An 18806-nucleotide genomic window follows, 5' to 3' on the forward strand; every position below is an offset into this window, starting at 1 on the left:
GTGTTAATCATCGAAAAAATAGCTATTTTTATGATGATTAAAATATTACAGCAATAAAGTATGAAGGAGGTTTATCCAACATTTGAAATTGAAGGTCTGTCGACGTGTAATTCAATTAATGAAGTATTTACCATTGATAGATTTTCAGAATTTTTAGATCAAAATCCTGGAACAACAAAAGTTCATCGCCATTCTTTTTATCATGTTACCTATTTTGTAAAAGGATATGGTGAAAATTTAATCGACTTCAAAACATACGACGTTGCTCCAGAAAAGATTTTTTTTATGCGTCCGGGACAGGTTCATAGTTGGAGATTGGCTGAAAATACAGAAGGTTATGTAATTAATTTTTCCACTACTTTTTTTGATCAGTTGAAGATCAATTCTTCGTTAATTGATCAATTTCCATTTTTTAATTTATTTGAAAGTGACCAGATGGTAAATATTTCAAAGGAAAACCAACGTAAGTTGAAAGTTTGTTTTGAAAATATTATTACAGAAATGACTGACATTCAATCTTGGTCACAAATAATGATTGCATCTTTAATACTTCAGATTTGTGCACTTGCTGGAAAAGATACTATCTCCAAAACTATATTTATTGACACGAATTATAATTCTTTAATATTAAAGCAGTTTATAGAGATTTTAGAAACTAATTTTCATCAATATAAATTACCCAAAGATTATGCAACTTCTCTAAATATAACACCTAACCAATTGAACTTTATATGTAAGCAACAAATTAACCTATCAGCTGGTGAAATTATTAGAAATAGGATTATTCTGGAAGCTAAAAGACTTTTGGTGAATTTTGATTTATCAATTACAAATATTGCTGAAGCATTAAATTATTCAGACCCGTCTTACTTTGTAAAATTTTTTAAAAAATATACATCATTTACCCCCGAGGCCTTCCGAAAGCAATATTATAATAAGTATTAAAAATCATTCAATAGTATTATAAATTTAATAAATTACGATTAATAGAAATGATTTCTGAAAAACATATAAAAGATTATAATTACAATATCACGCAGTATAGTAGTGGAGATTTTATCTATGAGGAAAATTCAACCTGTAAGAGTTATTTTCAAATTATATCAGGAACGGTCAAGCTTAATAATTACAGTGAAGATGGAAAAGAATTCATTCAGAATATTATCAATGCACCACAAGGATTTGGCGAAGCCTTATTATTTATTAATGAAAAGTATCCAACTAATGCCATAGCCTTAACAGATTGTGAGATTATACAGATTTCTTCCAAAGATTTTTTTAAACTGTTGACTGAATATCCTAAATATGCGATAGAAATTAACAAAAGCCTTTCACGCAGGTTATATTATAAAATGATCATGTCTCAACATATATTTTCTAATGACCCTACTACGAGACTTAAAACTTTAATGAATTATTTTAAGAATATCTATTGCATAGAAAATGGTTTAAATTCCGAATATATTGTTCCGTTAACCCGCCAACAGATGGCAAATCTAACCGGATTGCGTGTAGAAACTGTTATACGAACTATTAAATTAATGGAAAAAAATAATCTGCTGAAGATAAAAAAAGGATTAATTTACTATTAAATAAACTAACCAGTTGTGATTTCAATCATAATAGAAAATTAAGCATTCAAAGTAGTTTTAAGTAAATAAAGTTGTTTCTTAAAACTTATACTATGAACGAACTTCTTAATGAGCCTGGTTTACAAATTACAATTGTTCTTTTTTTGATTCCCATCATTTTTGCACTTATTCTTATTTTAATAAGAGTAAATCGGATGATTTCTGATACATTGAAAAAAAAGAACTTAAAAGGATATATGAGCATCTGAGTCATCTGCAGCCAGGCGAAATTTCTGCGTTGGAGGAACGAAAAAAAGAACTTGAATTCCAACTTTCAGGAAACGAACTTTCCGCAAATAAGCAAGTAAAAGACCCGCGTGGGTTAATAGACCAAGCAAATGAAATTCATGAAATCCGTTTTCTGCAAACCAAAAGAGAGGAGGGAAGGAATATTAAAATTCCGGATGAGGAAAAAAAATTAATCCTTTGGTTTCTTGGCACTAGTGTATTCTGGCTTTTTATGGGAACCACGGTTGGTGAATATCTTGGAATAAAATTTGTCGCTCCGGATGCTGACCATATCAGCTGGTTGAGTTTCGGAAGGCTTAGACCCGTACATACCAATATGGTTTTTTGGGGATGGGCATCTATGGCAATGGTAGGTTTCTCATATTATGTCATTCCAAGGGTGGGAAATACAAAAATTTTCAATCTTAAGATAGGATATGTGACTTTAATATTAATGAATTCTGCTGTATTTCTTGGTAGCGTTTGCTTAATGGCGGGAATCAATAATAGTGGCGGAGAGTACAGGGAATATATCTGGCCAGTTATGTTACTTTTTGCTACAGGAATTATAATTAGTATTTATAATCATATCAATACGATCGCGTTCCGAAAAACAGAAGAAATCTATGTTTCCAATTGGTATGTAGTCTCGGCTATGATGTTTGTTGTAGTCATATTGGTGGTTGCTTATCTTCCATTTTGGCAAGACGGTTTGGGAGAAACCATAACGCAGGGTTATTTTATGCATCAGGGAGTGGGGATGTGGTTTATGTTTTTCAATTTGGGATTAATGTATTATTTTCTTCCACAAGAGTTGAACAGTCCGGTGTATTCTTATAGTTTGAGTATACTTGCGTTTTGGACACAGATTTTATTTTATACTCTCATTGGGACACATCATTTTATTTTTAGTGCTATCCCATGGTGGATGCAGACTATTGCTATTGTTGCTAGTGTGGGCATGGTGATTCCTGTTGCAGCAGGCAGTATTAATTTTATGATGACAATTCGTGGGTCATGGCATCGCTTGAAACTGAGTTATGTACTACCTTTTTATGTAGTTTCTATTATTTTTTACTTTACAGGCTCAATGCAAGGAACGGCAGAAGCTTTCAGATCTACCAATCTATTATGGCATTTTACTGATTTTACGGTAGCCCATTCACACTTAACGATGTACGGGATTATTACATTTATGCTATGGTCTTTCACTTATACCTTAGTACCAAGACTTACTTCATGTGAACCACCAAGTATTACCGTCGGATTACATTTTTGGTTAGCTTTGGTTGGGGTTTTAGTATATACCGTTTCACTAATGATAGGCTCTACAGAAAAAGGAATGATGTGGATGGAGAAACAACCGTTTATTGAAGGAGTTATGCATATGATGCCTTTCTGGCTCTGGAGAGCGATCGGGGGAACAATGATGTGGTTGTCACACATCATCTTTGCTTATAATTTTTACAGAATGATAAAGCCCAAAAAAAGAAATTAAACTTCCTCAGACACCAGACGATATTTTAGAAATCATTCACAATAAAAAAACAAAAGCATAATGGATTTTTTTAGTGATCATAAGAAACTTTTTTCTTCAGCATTGGCATTTTTCCTTTTTCTGACCCTGTTTATATGCATATTTCCTGCATTGAACAACCAAAAAGTATATAAACCTTTACAGGGAAGTAAACCTCTTACAGAAGAAGAAAGCCGTGGGAAATCAATTTATATCCGTGAAGGTTGTGTAGCATGTCATACTCAGCAGGTTCGTAATGTAGACATGGACCAAGTATTCGGTAACCGTCCAAGCCTGGCTGCAGATTATGCCAGAAACAAAAGACTCAATCTTTTCCAGAATACTGCTACCCTCATGGGAACAGAAAGAACAGGTCCCGATCTTACCAATATCGGAGCCCGACAATCTAGTAAAGACTGGCAATACTCCCACCTATTCAACCCCAGATCTGTAGTTCCCCAATCGATCATGCCTTCTTATAAATGGTTATTCCTAATTAAAGATCAACTTGATCCTGGAGATAAGGAAATCAGTCTTCCTGACGCATTTAAAAAAGGAATTAAAGGAAAAGTTGTTCCATCAAAAGATGCCAGTGACCTGGTGGCATATCTTCTCAGTCTTAAACAGACCGAACTTCCTAAGAGTATTCCGGCAAGAGAATTTTTGTACAAAAAAGAAGAGAAAAAAACTGAAGGAAGTGTTGGAGGAGATAATCTTCCTGATGGAGAAGCTTTATTTGTAGCCAATTGTGCCACCTGTCACCAGGCAACCGGAGAAGGAGTTCCGGGAGCATTCCCACCATTGAAAGGTGACAAAGTAGTCTTAGGAGATAATTTGGAACTGTATGTTACTATTATTATGAAAGGATATAACGGTCTGGCACCTCAATTTGGAGAAATGCCAGCAGTAGGGACCAATGCTAATTTCAAACCTGAAGATGTGGCTGCTATCATTAATCATGAAAGAACAAGCTGGGGAAATAATGGTAAGAAAGTAACTGCTGAAGAAGTAAAAACAATCATGGATAAAATAAAATAGTATGAAAAAATTAAAGTTTATAATTCCTATTTTTGTTCTTTGGACTGAATATGTTCAGGCTTGTGATGCCTGTAGGCTTCAGCAACCCAAAATAACCCAAAACTTTACACATGGTACGGGTCCTGAATCAAACTGGGATTGGGTTATTGTGACAATTATTACAATAATTACCCTAGGAACATTGTTTTATTCTTTCAAATTCTTAATCAAACCAAACGAGAATAGCAAGAAACATATCAAAAATAATATATTGGATTTTTAAATCTTAGAAAAATGTCAAAACATAATGCCGTAGTCTTTTTATATATAGATGAGGAACCGAATCCTATTGCTGAACTTCAGACTCCTATAGTTTTCAATCTCGATACCACGAAATTGGCAGACGGAGAACACACTTTAAAAATTGTTAGCAAATTTGATAATAAAGAAGGCCTGAAAATTACTCGTTTTAATGTGCGTAATGGACCGATCATTCATATGGAGGGGCTATCTAACAATGAAACCGTCAACGGAATATTACCATTGATGATCAATGCGTATGATACAGGTAGAAATCAGAGTTTTATTATTAAAGGAAGTGAAAACCCGAGAACTATTCCAGTTTGGGTTTGGGTTATCGCTTTGATATTTATAGCTTGGGCAGCTTTTTATATTGTTACGAATTTTAGTCTTTAAATTAAATATTTGTCTATTTTTATTAACCTAGTCACGATAAATTTTGACGATTTTTTTAATTTATTTAACATTAATACTACACTGAATGAAAATAAAACTCAAAAGAATCTATGAAACTTTTTCTCCTACAGATGGATACCGTGTTTTAGTAGATAGATTATGGCCTCGAGGAATCTCTAAAGAAAATGCCCATATTGAAGAATGGAATAAAGAGTTAGCTCCTTCTAATGAACTCCGAAAGTGGTTTCACCATGATCCTAAACTTTGGAAGGGTTTTTCAGAAAAATACGAAACCGAACTCAAAGAAAATGGTTCTGGAAAAGAATTTCTAAATCGAAATAAAAAACAAGATATCATCACTTTGGTCTATGGTGCTAAAGATGAGCAGCATTGCCATCCTTTGATTTTAAAAAAATATTTAGAAAATTTGATTTTAAATGATAAAATATGATAGATTTCTTTTTGAATCCATCTATCCAGCACCTAATTTTGTGAAAAAATTGAATTTATATTGGTAATGAAAAGAAAAAGCATACAAAGACACCATTATTTCAGATTAATTTTAATTTCTATCATAATAAGTATCTGCGCTTCTTTTCTAGGATACTCATTAAAGTTAATTACTGAATATTTTCAAAAGCTCATATTTCATTTTGCAGAAGAAGAAAATACCTTAATTTTTATTTTTCTGCCAACGATTGGGATTACAGCAATCTACTTTTTAAGAAAATACTTTTTTTTGAATAGAAAAAATAAAGGAATCACCGAAATTTACAAAACTCTTGATCAAAGAAAAAATCATCTACCTCTTTTCAAGATTCCATCACATTATTTTAATGGATTTCTTACTGTAATCTTCGGCGGTTCCACAGGAATTGAAGTATCTACGGTCGTTGCAACAGCAACTCTAGGAAATACGATATACGAAAAACATTTTTCTGCAAATATTTATAAATTGGAACTTATTAGTGCTGGGGTTGTTGCTGGGGTAAGTATTTTATTTGGAAGTCCAATTGCTGGGTGGCTTTTTGCTATGGAAGTAATTGCAAGAAAGTTTAATAAAACACTTTTTATAAGCTGTACTGCATCTGCTACCATTTCCGCTATTTTTCTTTGTTTTATAAAAAGTGAACCATTACTCTCTTTTGAAATTACTGGATGGAAATGGACTGCGCTTCCGTTTTTTGTAATCTTAAGTTTATTAGGAGGTGTTTTATCTGTTTATTTTACAGTTTTAGTTATTAAGATTAAAGATTTTTTTTCAGGAATTTCCAATAATTTTTTGAGGGTAAATTTAGGAGCTTTAATTGTAGGGGGGGCTAATATTTTGTTTTCCGTTTTTGTATGGCGATAGTTATCATTCATTATCGGAAATTCTCAACCATCCCAAGAGTTACTCCTTTCTTTTTCTTCTTTTTCTAATTTTATTAAAACCATTAGCTTCTGCTCTAACTCTTGGCGCTGGAGGAGATGGTGGTGTTTTTGCGCCTAGTATTGTTGCAGGTGCATTCTTGGGACTTACCTTTGCTCTTTTTTGCAATACTTTTTTTGGAACATCTTTAATTTATGTAAATTTTGTGTTGGTTGGGGCTGCCGCTACTTTATCAGCATCTATTTATGCTCCTTTAACTGCACTTTTCTTGGTATGTAATCTAGCACCTAACGGATATGTGTTATTCTTTCCAGTATTATTAGGATGTTGGGCTTCGCAAAACTTAGCTAGGAGAATTATACCCTATAATGTATATTCATATGATATTAAAAGCTAATAATGTCTGTTTTCTTTTCTTAAAAGTGTGTAAATTAAACAAATAATTTATGCAAACATACGGGTTTTATGACGAATCAGGAGAATTTGCCTTCCGAGTTGGTTTGCCTGGAAAAAGTGGCGTACGGAGCGAAATTGTAGCAACATGCCTAAACATTATATCGTTTCGGTATGGTTTCCAAAATTAAATTTAAAAGGAAACTCGTACAGAGGAATGAAATCCTTGGAAGAATTAACGAGAGTATCCTTCTTTAATAGAGGCTACCGATTGCATAATACCTATAGGAAGAAGGCTTATCGTCACCATAACCAATAATCCGATATTGGTCAGCCAGAAAGCCCAACCAATTAATTTGTCATTCCATTGGCGGTCCGGGTACAGACCTCTGAGGACAAACATCATTAATCCGATTCCTAAAATTCCATATACGCCGAACAGGGCAGCATGGCCATGAACGGCCGTTGTGTTTAATCCTTGGATATAATACAGGGCAATCGGAGGATTGATGGCAAATCCGAAGATTCCTGCTCCTAGGAAATTCCAGAAGCACATGGCGATAAAACAATATATTGGCCATTTGTAAGCCTGAATCCATTTTGTAGATTTGCTGAGCTGATAATTCTGATAGGCTTCATAACCAATCAGGACAAGAGGTACAATTTCCAATGCACTGAAGGTAGCCCCCAAAGCAAGCACAGCAGTAGGCGTAGCGCTGAAATACAGGTGATGGAAAGTACCTAAAATACCTCCGCCAAGGAAAATAATAGTAGAAAATAATACGGCATTGGTAGCTGATTTCAGGCGTAATAATCCCAATCTTGTAAATAAGAATGCCGCCACTACGGTAGCAAAAACTTCAAAGAAACCTTCTACCCAAAGGTGTACAACCCACCATCTCCAATATTCGGCAATAGCCATATGAGTTTGCCTTCCATACATCAGACCGGCGCCATAGAACATGGCAATTGCTACAGAAGAAAGAGTAAACAAAAGGAGTAAGTGGCGGTCTCCGTCTTTACGTCTTAAAGCAGGAAGTAATGCTCTTACCATCAAAATCAGCCAGAGAATCAGCCCGATCAGCAATAAAATCTGCCAGATTCTCCCCAGTTCTACATACTCATATCCCTGATGTCCCCATAAAAAGTTATCTACCAACCCTAATTTTTGCATCACTCCCAGCCATTGCCCGGTTAAAGATCCTAACACAACGATCAGTAACGCTCCAAACAATACATTGACACCCAATTTCTGATATTTGGGCTCATATCCTGAAACCGCTGGTGCTATATACAATCCCGTAGCCAGCCATGAGGTAGCAATCCAGAATATTGCCAGTTGGACATGCCAGCTTCTGGAAACAGATTGAGGAAGAAACTGATCTAAAGGAATGCCGTAGAAACCACTTCCTTCGACTCCATAATGGGCTGTAATGACTCCGGCAAGCATCTGAACCAGGATTAGTAAGGCAACCACCCAGATATATTTTAAAGTAGCTTTCATAGATGGAGTAGGCTTCATATTCCGCAGAGGATCTTCAAGAGGAAGCGCTTCGTTGATTTCTTCCTCTTTATTCCTTGCGTGATAAAATACCAGAAGTCCAACACAAGCCAACAGTAACAATACACTGAATCCTGACCACAGGTGAAGCGATGGAGGTGGAACATTTCCTACAGCCTCATCATGAGGCCAGTTGTTGGTATAGGTGACATCATCTCCGGGTCTTTCTGTGATGCAAACCCAGGTACTCCATGCAAAAAAGGCATTCATTCTGGCCATCCTTCCTCTAAGGCTGTGCTTTTTTAATGTTTTGTTCCTTACAATTAGCTATTCGAGGAGGCTATAAACTCTTTTGGGCAAAAAGTGCAATTCAAAGCGAAAGCCGTCCATTGATGCGCCTTCGAAATTACCCCAACTTTGCAATATCAAAATAAAACAATAGTAATAACAATTAAATAATACAGACATGAACAAGTTTACAGTAAAAGACGGAACAGAAATTTATTTCAAAGATTTAGGCGAAGGACAACCCATATTTTTCCATCATGGATGGCCATTGTCATCCGATGATTGGGATGCGCAGATCATGTACTTTCTGGAAAAGGGATTTAGAGTTATTTCACATGATAGAAGAGGGCATGGTAGATCGACTCAAACCTATAAGGGAAACGATATGGACACGTATGCAGCAGACGTCGCAGAATTGGTAGCGTTTCTGGATCTAAAAGATGTATCCATGTAGGACATTCAACAGGTGGCGGTGAAGCGATTCGATATGCATCTAAATATGGTAAGGACAGGGTTTCCAAAGTAGTATTGATTAGTGCTGTTACTCCCTATATGATAGTGGATGAAAATAACCCGGATGGAGTTCCTTTAGCTGTCTTTGATGATATCCGTCACAATACCCTGCACAACAGACAGCAATTCTATCATGACCTAACCGTGCCTTTCTATGGTTACAATAGGGAAGGTGCTGAAATTAAAAAAGGCATTCAGGACAATTGGTGGAGACAGGGAATGATGGGCGGTATAAAGGCACAATATGATTGTATCAAAGTGTTTTCAGAGACTGATTTTACAGAGGATCTAAAAACTGTAGATGCACCTGTACTTGTCCTGCATGGTGATGATGACCAAATTGTTCCTTACGCTACAACAGCGGTTAAAGCAGCGGAACTTCTTAAAAATGGAAAACTCATCATCTATCCCGGTTTCTCCCATGGAATGCCTACCATTAATGCTGACGTGATCAACCGTGATATTCTAGCATTTATCAACGGGTAATATTTCAAGGGCAAAAAGTACAATGCAAAGGGTAAACTATCCATTGTAGTGCGGTTGGAATTAAACCAGCTTTGTATAATCAAAATAACAAGAAAATAACAACAATAATATCAAAAATCATGAGAAATTTAATCTTAGCATTCACACTGTTTACAACTTTAATCTCAAGCTCATTAATTGCACAAACTAAAAGAACTCCGGCATCACTGGGCCGGGAAGAATATATCGAAGTAGAAAAAAATGTTCGACTGCATGTAACGGATCTTGGCGAGGGAGAACCTATTGTCCTGGTTCACGGCTGGCCTTTAAGCGACGCGATGTATGAATACCAATATGCCGATTTTATACAGAAAGGATACCGCGTGATTGGGATTACATTGAGAGGCTTCGGTCTTTCTGATAAACCAGGAGGAAAATATAATTATGATGTTTTTGCGGATGACATCAAAGTTATACTGGATAAACTAAAAATTGAAAATGCAACAATAGGTGGTTTCTCTATGGGAGGTGCAACAGTAATCCACTATGTGGCTAAATATAATGCCGCCCACGTTTCAAAAATGGCTCTTTTCGGAGCAGCAGCACCGATCTGGACAAAACGAGCTGACTTTAACTATGGTCAATGGACCAAGGAAGATGTTAACGGATTGATCAATCTGAACAACACCAACCGTCCGGAACTATTCGCCACTTTCGGTAAGATATTTCCAGCAAATGAGAACAGTGTTTCGCAAGGTCTGGGCACATGGTTAGGAGGCATCCAGGCACAGGCATCACCTTATGCAATGGCTGAAGGACTAAAAACATTGAGAGACAGTGATCTGCGCGGTGATTTGAAGAAAATAACCATCCCTACTTTGATCCTGCACGGTAAGTTGGATAAAATCTGTTCTTATGACCTTGCAGAACAAATGCATGCCTTACTTAAAAACTCAACTTTAGTTCCTTTGGAAAAAAGTGGTCATGCCCTGTTTATCGAAGAGCTTGATAAATTCAATAGCGAGTTATTAAACTTCATCAAAGAATAAGATAATTCAAGCATGAGGTTAGTATAGAAAGCTAACCTCATTTTTTTATGTAAAATCAATCAGAATGCAAAAATTCCTATTACTTCTAACAACACTCCTATTATTTTCTTGTAGCACAAAATCAAAGATTGTAACCGTAAAACATAGCAGCTTGCCAAAAGAATCAGGCCCTTATAGCCATTCGACCAGTTATGGCAATCTTATTTTTGTATCGGGTCAAATTGGTTTAGACCAAAAAACCAATACACTTAAAAGAAGTGTCGAGGAACAAATGGTTCAGATCATGGAAAATCTGAAAATTATTTTAAAAAATAATCAATCCGATTTTCAGCACATTACCAAAACAACAATTTTTTTGACGGATATAAAACAGTTTGAAACAGTCAACAAAATTTATGGCAGTTATTTTAAAAATAGTTTGCCTGCAAGAAGTACGGTTGAAGTCTCTTCATTAGCTAGAGGTGCGGCAGTTGAGATTGAATGTATTGCTGTTAAAAGATGACTTTCTTAATACAGGATATAGATCTTCATAGGTGTGGAATGGCAGATTTTCTGATCATCAGTCCGTCGTTTCCAATTGCTGATTATCTATAAAAATCCTCGTCCTTCGAAAAGGATACTCACTACAAAAATGATATTATCAATCTTTGTCCGACACAAATACCCACAATATTACCTTGTAATTATGATTGAAATGGTAAATTATTACTAAAATTGCGTTATCAAAGATGATACTTTTTCGTTTCCTATAGATATATTTTTTTGTTATAAAAAAAATGTTTCCCGAGAAATAGATTTCCTGCAACGAAAGGGAGCATTACCCAATGGTAATGTGCTGAGTAGCAAATTATGACAATAATCATTAAAAATAAAATACCTTTTACTCTTTTATTTGAAAAACTTGTTTTACTTTTGTCATATAAAATAATAGAGAATGTTTTCCAAAACCTGTGAATATGCCATCCGTGCACTCATTTATGTCGCGCAGAAGTCTAAAGACGGAAGCAGGATCGGGATTAAAGATATTGCATCGGGGATTGATTCACCGGAATATTTCATTGCAAAAATTCTTCAGGATTTAAGCAGAAAAGACTTTGTGCAATCGGCCAAGGGACCTAATGGCGGTTTTTATATGGATGATAACAATTTAGGATTATCCATTGCCGATATTGTGAGGGAAATTGATGGTAACAAGCTGTTCTCAGGTTGTGGGTTGGGATTAAAGGAATGCTCGGAAAATCATCCTTGTCCTATTCATAATGAATTTAAGCACGTAAGGCAGGCTATACAAGTAATGCTGGAAGGATCAAAGATTCAGCTGTTTGTAGAAAACCTGGATTTAAAGCTTACATTCCTGAAAAAATAAAAAAAATTAATTTAATAAAATACTAAAAGGTGTTTTTATCTTATTAAATATAATTGATACAATAAAAAACCTCGTAAGTTAAAATTACTATAATAATTCCATCATGAAAAAGACACTGTTCATCACCGCTATTTTGTCATCATTTATCAGCCTGATTTCCTGTGGGCAAAATGCTTCCGACAACTCTGAAAATAAAACTGATACTGAAAAAATAAAAACAGACGGGACAACAGAAATTCAACAGTCTGTTGCTCCGCCAAATGTTCCCGCACCGGTTGGAAGCCGTGCTTCGAAAAAAGTGATCGTCAAGCTGGAGACGATTGAAAAGACAGGAGATCTTGCAGACGGAACACAATATCATTTCTGGACCTTCAACGGAACGGTTCCTGGAAGTTTTATCCGCGCCAGAGTGGGAGATGAGATCGAGCTTCACCTAAAGAATAATGAAAACAATACATTCCCACATAATATCGATCTTCATGCGGTAAATGGTCCCGGCGGTGGGGCAGAAGCTACTTTTGTTGCTCCGGGAACAGAAAAAATATTCAATTTTAAAGCGTTGAATCCGGGGCTTTACGTATACCATTGCGCAACGGCACCTGTAGGAATGCACATTGCCAATGGCATGTACGGCCTCATCCTGATTGAGCCTGAAGGCGGGCTTCCAAAAGTAGATAAAGAATTCTATATCATGCAGGGAGATTTCTATACCAAAGGAAAATTCGGGGACAAAGGTTTGCAGGAGTTTGATATGGACAAAGCAATTGCTGAACATCCTGAATATGTCGTTTTTAACGGAAAAACAGGCACCCTGCTGGGAGATGGAGAATTGCAGGCAAAAGTAGGGGAAAACGTTCGTTTCTTCGTTGGGAATGGCGGACCTAATCTTACTTCATCTTTCCACGTCATTGGAGAAATTTTTGATAGAGTATATATGGAAGGAGGTAGCAAAATTAATGAAAATGTACAGACTACAATAATTCCTCCAGGAGGAGCATCTATTGTAGAGTTCAAAGCAACGGTTCCTGGAGAATATGTAATTGTTGATCACGCGATCTTCCGAGCCTTTAATAAAGGTGCATTAGGTAAAATAAAAGTGACCGGACCAGAAAATCCTGCTGTTTACAAAAAAAATCCATAGTTAATATTGTTTACTGAGGTTTTAATTCTGGGAAAAATGAAAATTCTAATCAGCATATTAAGAATATTTACGGTTACCGCATTAATTTCCTGTGGCCAAAACAAAACTATTCCTGATGCGAAACCTCAGATTTTTGTACTGAAGCCTGTTGCAGATGCTAAGAAAATGGTGAAGGTTCAGGGCGGGACATATGAAGCTTTCATTGGTAAAGATACAGGGAGAATTATAAAAGTAGAATCTTTTTATATGGATGACAGTCCAGTAACCAATTCGGAGTATCTCACGTTCCTGAAGAAAAATCCACAATGGGCAAGAAGCAAAGTGCTGCGGTTGTATGCAGACAGTACCTATCTGAAGCATTGGAAAAACGATTATGAAATACCTGAAAACCTTGATCCCGAATCGCCGGTAACCAATATATCCTGGTTTGCAGCGGAAGCTTATGCCCAAAGTGTAGGAAAACGTCTTCCCACCATTGATGAATGGGAATACGTGGCACTGGCCGACCAAAATTCGCGCAATGCGTCAAAAAAACCGCAGTTTACCGACTATGTGCTGAGATCTTATCAGAAAAAGGACAAAACCAGACAGCTGGTAAAACACGAAAAGCCCAATTATTACGGTGTTTACAATATGTACGGTATGGTTTGGGAATGGACCTACGATTTTAATTCGGTAATGATGAGCGGGGAATCGAGAAAAGATAACACCACCAATGAGAATCTTTTTTGTGCAGGAGCAGCAGTTACTTCATCAGACCTCAGGAATTATGCTGCATTCGTGCGCTATGCATTAAGAGGAAGCCTAAAAGCAAATTACTGTCTCAACAATCTAGGTTTCAGATGTGCCAAAGATTATAAAAATTTTAAATAATGAAAAGTATACTATACATTCTGCTTGCGATGACAGTGTTATCCTGCAGTAAAAAAAATGAAGAAATAAGCTCGGATTCCATTTACAACGTCAGTTCAAAATGGCAGAAACAGGATGGTAATGCCATTACTTTTTCCGACTTCAAAGGAAAAGTGATTGTTACCGCAATGATTTTTACTTCCTGTAAAACGGCCTGCCCGAGACTGACAGCCGAAATGAGGGCAATTTCAGAAAAAGTGGGAAAAACAAATCCGGAAGACATCAGTTTCCTGCTGATTTCCATTGACCCGGAAACCGATACGCCGGAAGTGATGAAAGCTTATCTAGCAGTCAACAGATTTGATGACAAAAAAGTGGACCTTCATCCGAAGCAATGAAGTCGACACCCGTGAACTTGCCAATATAATGGCAGTGAAATACAAAGAAATTTCTCCCATAGAATTTTCACACTCCAATATCATCAGTGTTTATTCCAAAAAAGGAACACTTGCTTTTCAGCAGGAAGGGCTGGACACGGATAATGATGCCATCGTAAAAGAAATTAGAAAACAAATAGAATTGTAACCCGTTAAAAATTTTAAACAATGAAAAATGTATTTATGACAGCAATGCTGTTATCGCTCACGATCATCTCCTGCTCAGATAAAAAAGATACTGATCCTGTACCCGTTGCCGAATCCAATACCATGCTGGAAGAGCCGAAACCGGTAGACTCGGCAGCCGTTGCCGCAAAAGAAGCACCCGCATCTCCTGAAGCCGAAGGAAAAGCTCTTGTGGAAGGGGCAGACTGCCTGTCTTGTCATAAAGTAGACTCCAAATTAGTAGGTCCGGCTTACCAGGATGTTGCTGGAAAATATACGGATGCTGATATAGATCACCTTGCACAGAAAGTTATTGACGGAGGTAAAGGTGTTTGGGGAGAAATTCCGATGACGCCGCATGCAGGACTCAGTAAAGAGAATGCACAAAAAATGGTGAAATATATCCTTTCAATGAAAAAATAATGGTTAAAAGGCTCGTCGCAGTTACGCTGCTTTACAGGCAAAAAAATAAAAAAAATTTACAATAATAAAAGATAAAAAAGTATTTAATTATGAATATCAAAACAGATTTTATAGGAGAGATTGTTGCAGAAGATTTCAGAACGGCAGCAATTTTCAAGAAACATGGTATCGACTTTTGCTGCAAAGGAGACAGAACAATTGAAAATGCCTGTGAAACCAAAAAGCTGGATGCACAAAACATCTATAAAGAGATTGAAAATCTCCCGCAAAATGTTGCATCATCCATTGATTTTAAAAGCTGGCCCCTTGATTTACTGGCAGACTATATAGAGAAAACACACCACCGCTATGTAGCAGAAAAGACACCTGTCCTTCAACAGTTTTTAGATAAGCTCTGCAAAGTACACGGAGGGCATCACCCCGAATTGTTTCAGATCAGGGAACTTTTTGATACTTCTGCTCAAGATTTAGGAGCACATATGAAGAAAGAAGAGCTAATGCTTTTCCCATTCATCAAAAATATGGTGAAGTCTGAGATAGATGGAGGCGCCATTCCGCAGCCCCATTTCGGTACCGTGGAAAATCCTGTCAATATGATGAAGCACGAGCATACGGTAGAAGGTGAACGCCTGAGAAAAATTGCAGAGCTTACTGATGAATATACGCCGCCTGCAGATGCCTGCAATACCTATAAAGTAGCCTTTGCAATGCTTCAGGATTTCGAAAACGATCTTCACCGGCATATTCATCTTGAGAATAACATCCTCTTTCCGAAAGCCATCGAATTGGAAAAAGAATTTTCAGCAACATATTAACACGCGGTTTGTTTAACATTGGTCATTAAGGTGTAAAAATGAGGAATTCTTAACACAGAATCATCACCTTGACCATTTAAACAAATTCTAAGAATTAAAATATAAAAATATATGACACCTAAAAAATTATGGACCTGGCTTGCCGCTGTAATCATAGGTTCCTTTATAGTCCTGATTTTCTATGGAGTGGAAATCTACCGGAAAATTCCGCCCATACCCGATAAGGTAATAACTACCGATGGGAGGACAGTTGCTACTGGACAGGACATTAAAGACGGACAAAATGTATGGCAATCAATTGGGGGACAGACGGTCGGCAGTATTTGGGGCCACGGAGCCTATATTGCACCGGACTGGAGTGCTGATTACCTCCATCGGGAATCGCTGCTTTTGCTGGAAGAACTTGCTAAAAAGGACGGTAAAGTATATAAAGATTTACCGGACGATGAGCAGGCAAAATACAGAGTACTTCTGAAAAAGGAACTTCGGAAAAATACACTGGATCAGACGACAAACACGATTGTCATTTCTCCGGAGCGGGCAAAAGTACAGGCAGAATTAGCCGAATATTATACTAAAATTTTCATGAATGCTCCTGAAATGGCGAAGCTGCGCGATCAGTATGCTATACCGAAAAATACCGTGAAAACAGCGGAGAGAATGGCTAAAATGAATGCTTTTTTCTCCTGGGCGGCATGGGTCTGCATCACAGACCGTCCGGGTGATGATGTCAGTTATACCAATAACTGGCCGCACGATGAAACCATAGGAAATGTTCCGCCGCCATCGCTGCACCTCTGGTCCGGATTCAGTGTATTGCTGCTTCTTGGCTGCGTCGGTCTGCTGGTATTATATCACGCCAGAAACAAAGAAGAAGAAATCAATGAGAGGGAAATGCTGCCTCTGGAAGATCCGCTCAGGAATATGAAACCTACGGCTTCGATGAGAGCTACATTAAAATATATCTGGGTTGTGGCGCTGCTTATTCTGGTTCAGATGCTTGCCGGAGTAGTCACGGCACATTATGGAGTGGAAGGAAATGCCTTTTACGGAATTCCGCTTGATGAAATTCTTCCCCAGTCCATTTCCAGAAGCTGGCACGTTCAGCTGGCTATTTTCTGGATTGCCACTTCCTGGCTGGCTACCGGATTGTATATTGCCCCCGCTGTTTCCGGATACGAGCCCAAATATCAGGTATTGGGTGTCAATATATTGTTCGGGGCACTGCTGATCGTTGTTTTCGGCTCGTTGGCAGGACAATGGATGGGAGTAATGCAGAAATTGGGCTATGTCGATAATTTCCTTTGGGGCCACTCCGGTTATGAATATGTGGAGTTGGGCAGAATCTGGCAGATTTTATTGCTGGTTGGCCTTATTCTCTGGCTGATTTTAATGATCCGGGCATTGCTTCCGGCACTTAAGAAGAGAGACGGTGACAGACATTTATTATTGCTGTTCACACTCTCAGCGGTAGCTATTGCCATGTTTTACGGAGCGGGGCTCATGTACGGAAGACAAACTCATATGGCTATAGCAGAATATTGGAGATGGTGGGTAGTTCATCTTTGGGTGGAAGGCTTTTTTGAAGTTTTTGCCACTGTCGTAGCTGCTTTCCTTTTTACAAGGTTGGGATTATTAAGGCTGAAATCAGCAACTCACGCTGTATTGTTTTCTACGATTATTTTTCTTGCCGGTGGTATTCTGGGAACATTTCACCATCTGTATTTCAGTGCAACTCCAACGGCTGTTTTAGCATTGGGAGCAACATTCAGTGCATTGGAGATCGTTCCGCTGGTACTGATTGGCTTTGAAGCCTGGCAGAATTATCAGCTCAGCAAATCTACCAAGTGGATTAAAGCATACAAATGGCCGATCTACTGCTTTATCGCCATGTGTTTTTGGAACTTTCTGGGTGCCGGAATCTTCGGATTTGCCATTAATCCTCCTATTGCACTTTACTATATTCAGGGACTTAATACCACGGCGGTTCACGGCCACGCCGCACTGTTCGGGGTATACGGAATTTTGGGAATAGGCCTGATGATGTTTATGCTGAGAGGCTTATATCCTGACAGGGAATGGAACGATAAGCTAATTGGCTGGGCATTTTGGCTTACCAATATTGGGCTCTTGGTGATGGTGACCATCAGTCTGTTGCCGATAGGAATTATGCAATCTGTCGCTTCCATTAAAGAAGGATACTGGTATGCGCGTTCTGCAGAATTTATGCATACTGATCTTATGAAAACCTTACGTTGGTTACGCGTGCCTGGTGATATTCTGCTTGCAGTCGGAGAATTACTGCTGGTAATATTTATCATCGGACTGAAAACAGGTTGGTCTTTAAAAGAAAAGCGATAATAGATTATCTGATTATAGAACTGCTGCTGCAAAGCAGTGGCGGTTCTTTTCATATTTTAACAATAGAGCAGGAGCTACCGTAAAAATATCTTTATGAAAAGAAACGAAAATTTAGTGCCTCTATCCCGAGACCATCACTTTGGATTGCTGTGCTGCTGGAAAATCAGACAAGGAATTAAAAAAAATATTCCTTATGAAAGAATTAAAAATTATGTCGCTGATTATTGGGGAAAAAATCTAAGCCGGCATTTTGACATCGAAGACCTTGTGCTTCCTGAAGTTAATAATGAGCCTTTGCAGATCCAGATGCAGGATGAACACAGGCAAATCAGGAAGCTTATTAAAAGTATTAGTCAGGCCGGCAGCAGGGAATTACTGTCTGATTTTGCCGATGCCTTACATAAACATATCCGTTTTGAAGAACGAATGATTTTCCCTTATCTGGAAGAGCAGCTTTCCGGAGAGGAGCTGGATACCATTGGAGAACATCTCCTGCATTTTCATCGAAAAGAGGAAGATAGCTATCCGGATGAATTTTGGAAGTAAATTAAAACAATCATAAGATGAAAGTTGTACT

20 protein-coding genes and 3 pseudogenes are annotated in these 18806 nt (G+C 37.6%); 22 read left to right on the forward strand and 1 reads right to left on the reverse strand.

The features are described 5' to 3' along the window. The first annotated feature begins 60 nt into the window (after positions 1-60). The 10 genes and pseudogenes from AAHI02_RS19010 to AAHI02_RS19055 all read left to right on the forward strand — a co-directional run. Positions 61-945, forward strand: coding sequence for an AraC family transcriptional regulator (locus AAHI02_RS19010; RefSeq protein WP_322924655.1), 885 nt, complete (start codon positions 61-63; stop codon positions 943-945). Between the two features lie 47 nt (positions 946-992). After that, on the forward strand, positions 993-1592 hold the full coding sequence (locus AAHI02_RS19015) for a Crp/Fnr family transcriptional regulator (protein WP_322924657.1): 600 nt from the start codon (positions 993-995) through the stop codon (positions 1590-1592). 277 nt (positions 1593-1869) lie between these two features. Further along, positions 1870-3357 carry a cbb3-type cytochrome c oxidase subunit I gene (locus AAHI02_RS19020; protein WP_346984587.1) on the forward strand — a complete coding sequence of 496 codons (1488 nt, stop codon included), beginning with the start codon at positions 1870-1872 and terminating at the stop codon, positions 3355-3357. Positions 3358-3417: 60 nt separating this feature from the next. Beyond that, the gene (locus AAHI02_RS19025) at positions 3418-4413 is read left to right on the forward strand and encodes a cbb3-type cytochrome c oxidase subunit II (protein ID WP_322924661.1); all 996 of its coding nucleotides are present in this window, start codon (positions 3418-3420) and stop codon (positions 4411-4413) included. A 1-nt stretch (position 4414) separates the two neighbouring features. Further along, complete coding sequence (locus AAHI02_RS19030) at positions 4415-4675, forward strand: hypothetical protein (RefSeq protein ID WP_322924663.1); 261 nt, start codon at positions 4415-4417, stop codon at positions 4673-4675. Between the two features lie 11 nt (positions 4676-4686). Next, positions 4687-5088: a hypothetical protein gene (locus tag AAHI02_RS19035; protein ID WP_322924665.1), complete on the forward strand. Its 402-nt coding sequence runs from the start codon at positions 4687-4689 to the stop codon at positions 5086-5088. Between the two features lie 85 nt (positions 5089-5173). Then, entirely contained in the window at positions 5174-5539 is a 366-nt protein-coding gene (locus tag AAHI02_RS19040; protein WP_322924666.1) for a DUF488 domain-containing protein, read from the forward strand. Positions 5540-5605: 66 nt separating this feature from the next. Continuing rightward, a complete protein-coding gene (locus AAHI02_RS19045; protein WP_346984588.1) occupies positions 5606-6442 on the forward strand; it encodes a chloride channel protein in 837 nt (278 codons plus the stop codon). Then, complete coding sequence (locus AAHI02_RS19050) at positions 6429-6857, forward strand: chloride channel protein (RefSeq protein ID WP_346984589.1); 429 nt, start codon at positions 6429-6431, stop codon at positions 6855-6857. The genes AAHI02_RS19045 and AAHI02_RS19050 overlap by 14 nt, the downstream gene beginning before the upstream one ends. A gap of 49 nt (positions 6858-6906) precedes the next feature. Beyond that, positions 6907-7172, forward strand: a pseudogene (locus tag AAHI02_RS19055) (glutaminase); the annotation flags it as partial. On the opposite strand, the pseudogene AAHI02_RS19060 reads toward AAHI02_RS19055, so the two are convergent. After that, positions 7098-8639: pseudogene (locus tag AAHI02_RS19060) on the reverse strand (cbb3-type cytochrome c oxidase subunit I); the annotation flags it as partial. The pseudogenes AAHI02_RS19055 and AAHI02_RS19060 sit on opposite strands and share 75 nt — an antisense overlap. Positions 8640-8820: 181 nt before the next feature. Between AAHI02_RS19060 and AAHI02_RS19065 the strand changes: the two are divergent. The 12 genes and pseudogenes from AAHI02_RS19065 to AAHI02_RS19120 all read left to right on the forward strand — a co-directional run bounded on the left by AAHI02_RS19065 (position 8821) and on the right by AAHI02_RS19120 (position 18775). Continuing rightward, positions 8821-9641 (forward strand): annotated as a pseudogene (locus tag AAHI02_RS19065) (alpha/beta hydrolase). Between the two features lie 119 nt (positions 9642-9760). Then, a complete protein-coding gene (locus AAHI02_RS19070; protein ID WP_322924672.1) occupies positions 9761-10669 on the forward strand; it encodes an alpha/beta hydrolase in 909 nt (302 codons plus the stop codon). 64 nt (positions 10670-10733) lie between these two features. Beyond that, positions 10734-11171 carry a Rid family detoxifying hydrolase gene (locus tag AAHI02_RS19075; protein ID WP_322924674.1) on the forward strand — a complete coding sequence of 146 codons (438 nt, stop codon included), beginning with the start codon at positions 10734-10736 and terminating at the stop codon, positions 11169-11171. Between the two features lie 432 nt (positions 11172-11603). Further along, entirely contained in the window at positions 11604-12035 is a 432-nt protein-coding gene (locus AAHI02_RS19080) for an Rrf2 family transcriptional regulator (protein ID WP_322924676.1), read from the forward strand. A gap of 103 nt (positions 12036-12138) precedes the next feature. Then, the gene (gene nirK / locus AAHI02_RS19085; RefSeq protein WP_322924679.1) at positions 12139-13176 is read left to right on the forward strand and encodes a copper-containing nitrite reductase; all 1038 of its coding nucleotides are present in this window, start codon (positions 12139-12141) and stop codon (positions 13174-13176) included. Positions 13177-13212: 36 nt separating this feature from the next. After that, the gene (locus AAHI02_RS19090; protein WP_322924680.1) at positions 13213-14049 is read left to right on the forward strand and encodes a formylglycine-generating enzyme family protein; all 837 of its coding nucleotides are present in this window, start codon (positions 13213-13215) and stop codon (positions 14047-14049) included. Beyond that, complete coding sequence (locus tag AAHI02_RS19095; protein ID WP_346984590.1) at positions 14049-14426, forward strand: SCO family protein; 378 nt, start codon at positions 14049-14051, stop codon at positions 14424-14426. Before AAHI02_RS19090 ends, AAHI02_RS19095 begins: the two co-directional genes overlap by 1 nt. Beyond that, positions 14392-14613: a hypothetical protein gene (locus AAHI02_RS19100; RefSeq protein WP_346984591.1), complete on the forward strand. Its 222-nt coding sequence runs from the start codon at positions 14392-14394 to the stop codon at positions 14611-14613. Before AAHI02_RS19095 ends, AAHI02_RS19100 begins: the two co-directional genes overlap by 35 nt. 20 nt (positions 14614-14633) lie before the next feature. Continuing rightward, positions 14634-15053, forward strand: coding sequence for a c-type cytochrome (locus tag AAHI02_RS19105; RefSeq protein ID WP_322924684.1), 420 nt, complete (start codon positions 14634-14636; stop codon positions 15051-15053). An 89-nt stretch (positions 15054-15142) separates the two neighbouring features. Further along, positions 15143-15868, forward strand: coding sequence for an iron-sulfur cluster repair di-iron protein (gene ric / locus AAHI02_RS19110; protein WP_322924686.1), 726 nt, complete (start codon positions 15143-15145; stop codon positions 15866-15868). Between the two features lie 111 nt (positions 15869-15979). Then, positions 15980-18229, forward strand: a complete 2250-nt coding sequence (locus AAHI02_RS19115) for a nitric-oxide reductase large subunit (protein ID WP_322924688.1) — start codon at positions 15980-15982, stop codon at positions 18227-18229. Positions 18230-18322: 93 nt separating this feature from the next. After that, complete coding sequence (locus tag AAHI02_RS19120; RefSeq protein ID WP_322924690.1) at positions 18323-18775, forward strand: hemerythrin domain-containing protein; 453 nt, start codon at positions 18323-18325, stop codon at positions 18773-18775. Positions 18776-18806 lie beyond the last annotated feature (31 nt).

The organism is Chryseobacterium sp. POE27 (assembly GCF_039727685.1).
Lineage (GTDB): Bacteria > Bacteroidota > Bacteroidia > Flavobacteriales > Weeksellaceae > Chryseobacterium.